Source organism: Deltaproteobacteria bacterium, from assembly GCA_030654105.1.
Classification (GTDB): domain Bacteria; phylum Desulfobacterota; class SM23-61; order SM23-61; family SM23-61; genus JAHJQK01.
In genome coordinates this window covers 18,235-27,742 of sequence record JAURYC010000309.1, presented here as the reverse complement: position 1 = coordinate 27,742, position 9,508 = coordinate 18,235, and the positions used below count along the sequence as shown (strand labels likewise).

Sequence of the window (9,508 nt, the reverse complement as noted above, 5' to 3'; positions counted from 1 at the left end):
CCTTGCCAATAGACCCCCCACCAATCCTCACCCGCCTTAACCCTTTCTTTGGCCAGGGCAGGGGTGATTTTCAGCGCTTCCGGTTTCAGGAGGGTCCTTTCAACCAGCAAACCCATCATCACCACCCAGGTGGTTACGATGGCTATTTGCAGGAGAAATCCTCCCCGGCGAATCAATAATTTTTTCCACCAACTCCCAGACCAGCTCATCCAAACTCCTATAACCTCTAACTTCCTCGAGCGAAGGGATTGCCATGGGAAAAGGTCTGTAGAATTATTCTATCAAAGGAGCACAAAGAGTAAAGCGTGAAAAACTATGGAAGATTTCTCATTTTTTGCAACTCCCAACTCTCTACTCTCTACTTACTCTTTAATCTTTATTGGTTTCCGGTATCCCGAGATGGGGAGCCAAAGAAGGGATCAGGTCGCGTAAGTCCATGCTGTGCACAGAAAAAGTGGCTAACGACTCTAAGCGGGTTGAAAGGGGGTTAAAGGCAATCGAGAGCCCGGCCATTTGGAACATATCAATGTCTCCCGCGCTGTCGCCGATGGCTAAAATTTCCTCTTGACGGGCGTTGAATTGGCGTTGAGCCTCCCTAACCCACTCTCCTTTCTGGTCGTAGTGAACGTTGATTTTAATTTCCCCGGTGAGGAGACCATCGGCCACCCTCAATTCATTGGCCACAGCATAATCAAAGTCGAATTCTTTCTGCATTCTCTCCGATAAAATGGTAAGGCCAGAGGAAATGATTCCCAGCTTGATTCCTCTGGAACGCAGGTATTGTAAAAAGTCTTCCACCCCTTCATAGAGAGGAATGTCTTTCAAGATCCTCTCCAAATCAGAAACCTTCATCCCCTTCCAGATCGCGGCGTCCAGCCGGCAGAAGCGGTCGTAAGTAATTTCTCCCCGCAAGAATGCCTCTTGATATTTTTCTGCATATCCGTCCCAGACTCCTAAACGTCTATGGATGTATTCCCAGGCACTCCGTTCTTTGGTCAGAGTACCGTCTAAATCAAAAAGGGCTAATTTATAAGATGGCATTCTATTCCTCTGCCAACTATTTACTAATACAAACGTAATAAATCCATCGATATTAATCCCCTCACCCTTCCCCTCTCCCCCACAGGGGGAGAGGGATGGGGTGAGGGGGAGTCGAGTGGGGATAAAAAAATTAATGCGCTTGTATTAATAACAAAATCGGATCCAGTAACCAATTTAAAAGGGGCCAGGTATTCGGCTAAAAACGTATGGAGCAAGGCGTAAGGGGGGAGAGGGATCAATTTGTTTGGGGAGCGGGCCAATGGCCGAATCAATCCTCACATTTCTGTTTTAAAGTCCTCGGGTTTCAGTTTGTCAAATAGATCGTCAATCCATTTATCCGAGGTTTCTTTCTTCGTTTTGGGGTCCGTATGGCCGACCGACTCCAGCACTTTCTCAGCAACAAATATGGGGGCTTTGACGCGCAGGGCCAAAGCGATGGCATCACTGGGTCGGGAATCAATCTCCACTACCCTCCCATCGACTTCCAGGTAAATGATGGCGTAAAACGTGTTGGAGCGCAGGTCATTTACCGTAATCTGGCGCACGTTGGCGTTCATCCCTTCAATGACATTTTTTATTAGGTCATGAGTCATAGGGCGGGGGGTCCAGGTATGTTCGATACCCATGGTGATGGCATTGGCTTCGAAGAGGCCCACCCAGATGGGTAAGGTTCTTCCCGTAGCCTCTTCTTTGAGGACAACGATGGACTGATTCGTCTCCGAATCAAAAAACAAGCCCTGCACTTTCATCTCCACCATGGTATCCCCCTTGCCAGGATATTCTGCGCTCCTCCCCCCTCACCCCTGCCCTCTCCCCCGTTTGCGGGGGAGAGGGGAAGGGTGAGAGGGCTTAACTTATTTTATTATATGGCCGTCAACTATAAAAAGCCAGTTTTTTCTCATTCACCTTTTATCCTCCAGAACTTCGTCCAGAAGGTTCTGCAGGATCCGACTGGCCGAACCCTTTAGAATCCAGTTGGATATATAGCGGGTAAGTTGGGTTTCTTCCCGGTTCACTTCTACGATCTTCGCACCGGCCTTTTTGGCGATTACCGGTAAGTCGCAAGCCGGAGATACCACAGCAGATGTGCCGATGACCAGCATCAGTTCACAGCTGCCTGCCTCTTCCCTGGCTTCCATGTGGGCCCCCCAGGGAATTGGTTCCCCGAAAAATACAAAATTGGGTTTTAGCACACCGCTGCATGAGCAACGGGGCGGGAGCGGCTCCAGTTTGACTCCTTGGCTCTCGTACATTCGGCCGCAAATCATGCAGATTAATCTTTTGCCGCTGCCGTGAAACTCAATGACCCTTTTGCTTCCGGCAGCCTGATGTAGGTTATCGATATTTTGGGTAACGATGGAACTCAGGTAGCCCTCCTGTTCAAGTTTGGCTAAGGCCAGGTGGGCTGGATTGGGCTTGGATTTTTCCAGTAAGCTTCCCATTTCCTTGAGCATGGTCCAAACCTTTTGGGGATTGGAGTAGAACGCTTCGATGGTGGCATATTCCATGGGATCGAACCTCTCCCAAAGACCTGAGGGCCCGCGAAAATCCGGAATCCCGCTTTCTACCGATATCCCGGCTCCGGTGAAGGCCACCACTTTTTTAGCTTGGAGAATGGCTTGGGCAGTTTTTTTGATTAAGTCTTCATCCATGCTTTCTCCTTTTCCCATTTTTAATGACTTCTGGGAATAAAAAATTCTATCAGAATGAAGGATTTTGGCAAGGATAAATGAAAAGCGAAGAGTTCATAGTTCATAGTTTGGAGTTCGGAGTATTGAATCTTTAAATTCCATACGCTGAACTTATTACTCCGAACTATTTTTTATTGAATTGAAAAAGGTTTGACAAAGAGGGATTGGAAAGGTAATCTTTAGGCAGAATTTTTTTCCTTTACGAATGATCCTAAAAATTCGGATGGGAGGAACTAGGGAAGAAGCGGTCATTGTCAGTGCGGTCCGGACAACCAGCGGTGCCCGCGTCCTTACTACCCTTCTTTATGCCATGGAAGATTTGCAAGCGAAACGGGGAATGGTTTCTCTTTGTCTGGGGGGGAGAAGCAGTATCGTTAATTGTAGAACGTCTTTAAACCAAATCAGAGCGGAGTTATGAGTTAGGAGTTTTAGATAGATACTCCGAACTATTGTTTCCACGTTCCGCAATCTCCAAATGGGGAGGTATGCCATGGCCATTTCTGCCTACATTTTTATCGAGACAACTCAGGGTAAAGCCAGGGTGATTGCCCGGGAGATCGCCCAAATTCCAGGGGTCAAAACAGCCCATACGGTTACCGGCCCTTATGATGTAATCACCTTCGTGGAAGCTGATTCCATCAGCGTCTTGGGAGACTTCATCGTCTCCAAAATCCAGGGCATAACCGGGGTCCTGCGCACGTTGACCAACGTGGTCATTGATGCGCATTGAATTGAATTTGCCCTCCTGCTTTAGGGAGCAGTGATGTGCGGGCGGATGGCGGCCAGTTTCTTGGGCCCGATGCCGCTGACCCGGAGGAGGTCTTCCGGAGAGGTAAATTTTTCGCCCTGCTCCCGGTAGTCGATAATGGCTTGGGCGATTTTGGGCCCGATGCCGGGCAGCGTATTTAACTCTTCAAGGCTTGCCGTGTTGATATTAATCGGAATGGAAAGTACCGGAAGCTTTTGCGGGGCTAAGGGTTCCACCGTTATTCTTCCTTTTTCGTTCCCTTCCGGCAGAACATTTAGGCGACAGCTTTTTTCAATTTTGGTCTGAAGAATTTCAGGAGGCAGAGAAATTTTATCCTTGATCCCTCCCGCTTTCTCGATGGCATCGAGTATACTTTCCCCCCTTGCCACCGGGTAAACCCCGCGCCGGTTGACGCTCCCGTCTACTTCGACCAAGAACTCCCCTTCCCCAGACTTTTTCAAGGAGAAATCACCTGCGGCAACAAAGCGGACCGGTAAAGACGGAGGAGAAGAATGAGACGTTAAGAAGAAGAAAAGGACCAATAAAGAGGCGAGGAAGAGAACCACCCCCTGCTGCTCTCGGGTCATTTTTTAGCCTTCTCGTCCTTTAAAAGTTTATAGTTTATGGAATCGACCAAGGCTTGCCAGCTGGCCTCAATGATGTTTTCTGAAACCCCTACGGTTCCCCATTTGTCCTGATGATCTCCGGACTCAATGAGCACGCGGACTTTGGACGCTGTACCCTTTCCTGCAGAAAGAACTCGCACTTTGTAATCCACCAGTTCCATATCGGTTAACTGGGGATAGAATTTTTCCAAGGCCTTGCGAAGGGCATTGTCCAAAGCATTCACCGGGCCATTGCCGGTGGCCGCAGTGTGTTCCACCTTTCCCCCTACTTTAATCATAATGGTGGCTTCGGAAACCGGGGCGCGGTCTTCCCGCAGCTTTTCCGAAAGGATCCGGAACCCGATTAGTTCAAAATATCTCTTTTGTGCGCCCAAGGCCTTTTTCATCAGAAGTTCAAAAGAGGCTTCAGCCCCCTCGTACTGGTAACCCTGATTTTCCAATTCCTTGAGGGTGTTCAAAATTTCATGCGTCAACGGATCTTTGGGGTGCAGGTCGATTTGATATTCGGCTGCTTTTTGCAGGATATTGCTCTTGCCGGCCAGGTCCGAGACCAGAACGCGACGATGGTTTCCTACCTTCTCCGGCGGGATATGTTCGTAGGTTTGCGGGTTCTTTGCGATGGCGCTAACGTGAACTCCACCTTTGTGAGCAAAAGCGCTCGAACCGACGTAGGGTTGGTGTTTATTGGGTTGGAGGTTGGCCAATTCAGCCACGAAATGGGAGATCTCCCTCAGCTTGCCCATCTGCGCTTCGCTGAGGCAGTCCAGCTTAAGCTTAAATTGCAGATTAGGAAGAATGGAACAAAGATTGGCATTGCCGCAGCGTTCGCCATAGCCATTGATCGTTCCCTGGATGTGGCCTACCCCCATTTGGACGGCAGCCACCGTATTGGCGACAGCCATCTCGGTGTCGTTATGAGCGTGAATGCCTAAGGGAAGAGCAATTTTTTCCTGGACCGCCCGGATGATCTCGGTGATCTCGCTGGGCAGGGTTCCGCCGTTGGTGTCGCAAAGAACGATGTTGTCGACCTCGGCTTCCTGCGCTGCTTGGAGAGTGCCCAGAGCGTATTCTGGGTTGCCTTTAAACCCGTCAAAAAAGTGTTCGGCATCATAATAAACTTCCGGGACGGCGGTCTTCAGGAATTTTAACGAATCACGAATCATCGCCACGTTCTGTTCCAGGGAGATCCGTAGGGCATCGCGAACATGTATATCCCAAGACTTACCGAAGATGGTGACAGCCCGGGTTTTGGCTCCCAACAAAGCTTTCAAATTGGCATCCGCCTCCGGTGCGGTGCGGGCTTTGGCCGTGGAGCCAAAGGCGGCAATCGTGGACTTTTTTAGTGAATAATTGCGGATCTCCCGAAAAAAAGCCATATCTTTGGGGTTAGATCCCGGCCAACCCCCTTCGATATAGTCAATTCCCAGCTCATCGAGGCGAAGGGCGATGCGAACTTTGTCTTCCACGGAAAAAGAAATGTCTTCGGCTTGAGTTCCGTCCCGCAACGTGGTATCGTAAAAAACGATTTTTCTTTCCGGTCGTTTTTTTATACTCATGGCTCTTTCCGCAGTTCCCCTTTATCCAGTCCGAACGCCTGGTGCAATACCCGGGCAGCTAACTCACCATATTTGGCATCAACCACACAGGAAATCTTGATTTCCGATGTACTGATCATCAAGATATTTATATTTTCATTGGCCAGAGCTGTGAACATTTTCGAGGCCACACCGGCATGGCTGACCATGCCTGCCCCAACGATGGAAACTTTAGCAATGTTTTCATCGGTCAGGACTTCCTGGGCTTTGATTTCTTCGGCCGCTTTTTTCACCAGTTTCAAAGCTTTCTTGAAATCCACCTTGGGGACGGTAAAAGTTAAGTCGGTGTACCCGTCAGCGCTATTATTTTGAATAATCATATCCACAAGGATATTGGCATCGGAAATAGGCGTAAAGATCCTGGAAGCAATCCCTGGTTTATCCGGGACCCGGACGACAGTGATGCGCGCCTCGTTCTTATTGTAGGTGACGCCAGAGACTAATACCCGTTCCATTTTCTCATCCTCCTTGATAACGAAAGTCCCATTCTTTTCGGAAAAAGATGACCGAACATGAATGGGGACGTTATATTTCTTGGCAAATTCCACCGAACGAATCTGAAGCACCTTCGCCCCCAGCGAAGCCATTTCCATCATCTCATCATAGGTAATGCGGGACAACTTGCGGGCCTCCTGGCAGATATTGGGATCCGTTGTATAAACCCCTTCTACGTCCGTATAGATTTCGCAGACATCCGCCTTCAGGGCCGCAGCCAGGGCAACTCCTGTAGTGTCCGATCCTCCCCGACCCAGCGTGGTGATGTTTCCGTTTTTATCCATCCCCTGGAACCCGGCTACGATAGGGATTATGCCTGCCTTCAACTCCTTGCGCAGACGTTTAATCTCAACTCTTTGGATACGGGCTTTGGCAAAGGCATTATCGGTGATGATCCGTATCTGGGGTGCTAAAAATGACTTTGACGGAACCCCCATGGCATTGAGGGTAATGGCCAGCAAGGCCATGCTCACTTGTTCTCCCGTAGAAATCAAAGCATCATATTCCCGCAGGTCAGGGTTGTCGCTCGCTTGATAAGCGAGTTGGATAAGCCGGTCGGTTTCCCCCGACATGGCCGAAACCACTACCACCACATCATTTCCCTCTTGACGGGTCTTAGCAACGCGGCGGGCGACATTGCGGATCCGACTCAAATCCCCTACAGAAGTGCCCCCGTATTTCTGGACAATGAGTGCCACTTCACTCCTCCTTCATCCATTTTTCGCCCAGGGATTGCACCAAACCTTGGGCAACCTCGCCTTTGCCGACGAACATCAGTTTTCGCTCAATAGCGCTTACCCACTCGAAGTGAACTTCCGTTCTTTCCTCTGGCAGGAGCTGTAAGACTTTTTCCGCCCATTCGATCAAGGTTACTCCCGGAGTGGAAATTAGTTCTTCCCAGCCCAGATCTTGAACCTCCCTCGCATTATCCAGGCGATAAAGATCTACATGGTATACAGGGAACCGACCTTGGTATTCATTCACCAGGACAAAAGAAGGACTGGTGACTTCCCTCTCGTCCACCACCCCGACTCCTTTGGCTACTCCTTTGGCGAAAACGGTTTTTCCGGTGCCCAGGTCCCCCATGAGGGCGATGACCGAACCTTGGGTGAGCAATTCGCCGCAAATCTGGCCCAGATGCATCGTTTGATCAGGGCTCTTCGTCTTTACCCTCCAGGTCCTTTCTGTTTGCCCTCCCGGGTTCATGGCAGCTCAATCTACCCTTGCGGCACTTAGGGGAATAGAAAAATCATCGATTTGATCATTCCTGCGGGCCAACGCTCGTAAAAGCCGGGGAGTTTCCTCAAGCAGGTCCGTGGCCGCCATTCCTCTTTCCCCCTTCTTGTGGGCCACCAAATCACCCGCTAACCCATGAAGGAACACGCCGAGTTTCGCCGCCTCCAGCGGAACAAAACCCTGGGCGAGAAACCCACCCACCATCCCGGTGAGCACATCTCCCATCCCGCCCGAGGCCATTCCTGGGTTCCCCGTGGGGTTGATGAATATCTCTCCCTCCGGGCTGGCGACAATTGAGTTTGCTCCCTTCAATATTAAAATCAGGCCGTACGTCTCGGCGAAATTTCTGGCTATTTGAATCCGATCTCGTTGAATTTCCTGCACAGAGGATTCCAAAAGCCGGGCCATCTCCCCAGGGTGGGGAGTAAAGACGACCCATCCCTTCTTTTTACTGATCAAATCCATCTTGCCCGCAAAGGCGGTCAGACCATCGGCATCGATGACCATGGGAAGATCGGTTTCCAAGGCCACTCTGCGGATCAAACGGGCAGTCTCCGGATTCACGGAAAGACCCGGTCCAATGGCCAGGGCATTCTTGTGGAAGAAAAGGTCGCGGATCCTCTTATGGCCTCTAAAGGCGAGAGTTTTATCTTGCGTTTCCGGCAGAGGCTCGGTCATGGCTTCCGTAATTTTCACTTCCATAATAGGGTTTAAGCTCTCGGGGATGCCCAAGGTAACCAGTCCGGTTCCAACCCTCACGGCTGCCTGACAGACCATGGCCGCAGCCCCAGTTTTTCCAGGGGACCCGGCAAGGACCAACAGATGGCCAAAGTCACCTTTATGGGCGTTGGGCTTTTTGGGAAGGAGGAGATGAGAAAATTCACTCCCTTCGATCAGGTTATCTTTAATTCGCTCAGCTTCAATGGCAGAGGAAGGAATGGAGATATCCGCAATAACCAGTTTCCCGACGAACTGTAGCCCCGGCTGTACCAGAAGACCCCTTTTGGCCAGCCCAAAAGTGACCGTTAAACTGGCGCGGATACAGGTACCAAGTACTTGACCTTTGTCCGCATCCAATCCGGAGGGGATGTCAATGGCCACCACGGGAAGATGGAGAGAATTGATGAATTCAATGACCTCCCGGTAGAGCCCTTTTACGGGACCTTTCAGGCCTGTGCCTAAAATTCCATCAATGAGGAGATCATTCTTAGCGACCTGAGCTTGGCGAGCTTCTAACTCCTCCACGTTCAAGACAGAGAAAATTTCTCCCCCCATGCGGGTTAGAATTTTTAAGTTCGTGGCCGCGTCGCCCTGCACTTCTTCCTGGGCGGTGAGAAGGTATACCTGGCAAAATACCCCGCGATTGAGTAGGTAACGGGCTACGGCAAAGGCATCTCCTCCATTATTCCCCCGGCCGGCAAATATTCCTACGCGTTTGGTCAAAAGGTCAGGAAAAAGCCGGAACATCGCGCTCACCGTGGATCTGGCCGCGTTTTCCATCAACACCAATCCTGGAATGCCGAATTCCTCAATGGCCCTTTGATCCAGCCTCCTCATAATCTCTGCCGTCGCCAGCTTCATCTTTTTCCCTTTAGGGTTCACCACAGAGAGCGAAGAGAACGCCGCCTGGGTTCTCTGTGCCCTCTGTGGCTAATTTATTCGTCCTTTACTTTTCCAGTACGACGATGGCGCTGCTGTATTCCTGGTCATGGGTGATGCTCACGAAGATCCCTGCGATTTTTTCTTGCTTACATACTTCCGCTGCCTGGCTGCTTAATTTTAACAAGGGCTTGCCCAGTGGCCCCCGAGCCACTTCAACATCTTTCCAGTGAACTCCCTTCCTCATTCCTATACCCAGGGCTTTAACCAAAGCCTCCTTGGCGGCAAAACGGGCGGCGTAATTCGGGGAAGAGTTTCTTTTCCTCGAGCAATAATCAATTTCTCCTGGGGTAAATACTTTGTTTTTAAATCGATCTCCCCATCGTTCCAGGGCTTGCTCGATTCGCTTTACCTGAACAAGATCGATGCCAATCCCGTAGATCATAGTTCTTAGTATCCAGAATTCAGAAGGCAGAA

At 50.2% G+C, this 9,508-nt stretch carries 12 protein-coding genes; 2 read left to right on the top strand and 10 right to left on the bottom strand.

Going from position 1 to position 9,508, the window contains the following annotated elements:
• The 4 genes from Q7V48_13535 to Q7V48_13520 all read right to left on the bottom strand — a co-directional run.
• Positions 1–209, bottom strand: a 209-nt coding sequence (locus Q7V48_13535) for a hypothetical protein (GenBank protein MDO9211748.1), incomplete at its 3' end; no start/stop codon positions are given.
• 160 nt (positions 210–369) lie between these two features.
• Entirely contained in the window at positions 370–1,041 is a 672-nt protein-coding gene (locus tag Q7V48_13530) for an HAD family phosphatase (protein ID MDO9211747.1), read from the bottom strand.
• 275 nt (positions 1,042–1,316) lie between these two features.
• Complete coding sequence (locus tag Q7V48_13525) at positions 1,317–1,799, bottom strand: bifunctional nuclease family protein (GenBank protein MDO9211746.1); 483 nt, start codon at positions 1,797–1,799, stop codon at positions 1,317–1,319.
• Between the two features lie 144 nt (positions 1,800–1,943).
• On the bottom strand, positions 1,944–2,693 hold the full coding sequence (locus Q7V48_13520) for an NAD-dependent deacylase (protein ID MDO9211745.1): 750 nt from the start codon (positions 2,691–2,693) through the stop codon (positions 1,944–1,946).
• A 244-nt stretch (positions 2,694–2,937) separates the two neighbouring features.
• Between Q7V48_13520 and Q7V48_13515 the strand changes: the two genes are divergently transcribed.
• Entirely contained in the window at positions 2,938–3,150 is a 213-nt protein-coding gene (locus tag Q7V48_13515; GenBank protein ID MDO9211744.1) for a hypothetical protein, read from the top strand.
• Between the two features lie 72 nt (positions 3,151–3,222).
• Positions 3,223–3,462, top strand: coding sequence for an Lrp/AsnC ligand binding domain-containing protein (locus Q7V48_13510; protein ID MDO9211743.1), 240 nt, complete (start codon positions 3,223–3,225; stop codon positions 3,460–3,462).
• 20 nt (positions 3,463–3,482) lie between these two features.
• Here Q7V48_13510 and Q7V48_13505 read toward each other — a convergent pair whose 3' ends face one another.
• From Q7V48_13505 to acpS, 6 genes are all read right to left on the bottom strand, one after another.
• Positions 3,483–4,067, bottom strand: coding sequence for a ComEA family DNA-binding protein (locus Q7V48_13505; protein ID MDO9211742.1), 585 nt, complete (start codon positions 4,065–4,067; stop codon positions 3,483–3,485).
• Complete coding sequence (cimA, locus tag Q7V48_13500) at positions 4,064–5,662, bottom strand: citramalate synthase (GenBank protein ID MDO9211741.1); 1,599 nt, start codon at positions 5,660–5,662, stop codon at positions 4,064–4,066. Before cimA ends, Q7V48_13505 begins: the two co-directional genes overlap by 4 nt.
• The gene (locus Q7V48_13495) at positions 5,659–6,894 is read right to left on the bottom strand and encodes an aspartate kinase (GenBank protein ID MDO9211740.1); all 1,236 of its coding nucleotides are present in this window, start codon (positions 6,892–6,894) and stop codon (positions 5,659–5,661) included. The genes cimA and Q7V48_13495 overlap by 4 nt, the downstream gene beginning before the upstream one ends.
• Position 6,895: 1 nt before the next feature.
• A complete protein-coding gene (gene tsaE / locus Q7V48_13490; protein ID MDO9211739.1) occupies positions 6,896–7,402 on the bottom strand; it encodes a tRNA (adenosine(37)-N6)-threonylcarbamoyltransferase complex ATPase subunit type 1 TsaE in 507 nt (168 codons plus the stop codon).
• A 6-nt stretch (positions 7,403–7,408) separates the two neighbouring features.
• On the bottom strand, positions 7,409–9,013 hold the full coding sequence (locus Q7V48_13485; protein MDO9211738.1) for an NAD(P)H-hydrate dehydratase: 1,605 nt from the start codon (positions 9,011–9,013) through the stop codon (positions 7,409–7,411).
• Between the two features lie 85 nt (positions 9,014–9,098).
• Positions 9,099–9,476, bottom strand: a complete 378-nt coding sequence (acpS, locus tag Q7V48_13480; GenBank protein MDO9211737.1) for a holo-ACP synthase — start codon at positions 9,474–9,476, stop codon at positions 9,099–9,101.
• Positions 9,477–9,508 lie beyond the last annotated feature (32 nt).

Excerpts from the sequence above, each read along its gene's own strand:
- Q7V48_13530 (MDO9211747.1), bottom strand. The coding sequence starts at position 1,041 with ATGCCATCTTATAAATTAGCCCTTTTTGATTTAGACGGTACTCTGACC.
- cimA (MDO9211741.1), bottom strand. The coding sequence starts at position 5,662 with ATGAGTATAAAAAAACGACCGGAAAGAAAAATCGTTTTTTACGATACC.
- Q7V48_13505 (MDO9211742.1), bottom strand. The coding sequence starts at position 4,067 with ATGACCCGAGAGCAGCAGGGGGTGGTTCTCTTCCTCGCCTCTTTATTG.
- Q7V48_13525 (MDO9211746.1), bottom strand. The coding sequence starts at position 1,799 with ATGGTGGAGATGAAAGTGCAGGGCTTGTTTTTTGATTCGGAGACGAAT.
- acpS (MDO9211737.1), bottom strand. The coding sequence starts at position 9,476 with ATGATCTACGGGATTGGCATCGATCTTGTTCAGGTAAAGCGAATCGAG.
- Q7V48_13515 (MDO9211744.1), top strand. The coding sequence starts at position 2,938 with ATGATCCTAAAAATTCGGATGGGAGGAACTAGGGAAGAAGCGGTCATT.
- Q7V48_13485 (MDO9211738.1), bottom strand. The coding sequence starts at position 9,013 with ATGAAGCTGGCGACGGCAGAGATTATGAGGAGGCTGGATCAAAGGGCC.
- Q7V48_13510 (MDO9211743.1), top strand. The coding sequence starts at position 3,223 with ATGGCCATTTCTGCCTACATTTTTATCGAGACAACTCAGGGTAAAGCC.
- Q7V48_13520 (MDO9211745.1), bottom strand. The coding sequence starts at position 2,693 with ATGGATGAAGACTTAATCAAAAAAACTGCCCAAGCCATTCTCCAAGCT.
- tsaE (MDO9211739.1), bottom strand. The coding sequence starts at position 7,402 with ATGAACCCGGGAGGGCAAACAGAAAGGACCTGGAGGGTAAAGACGAAG.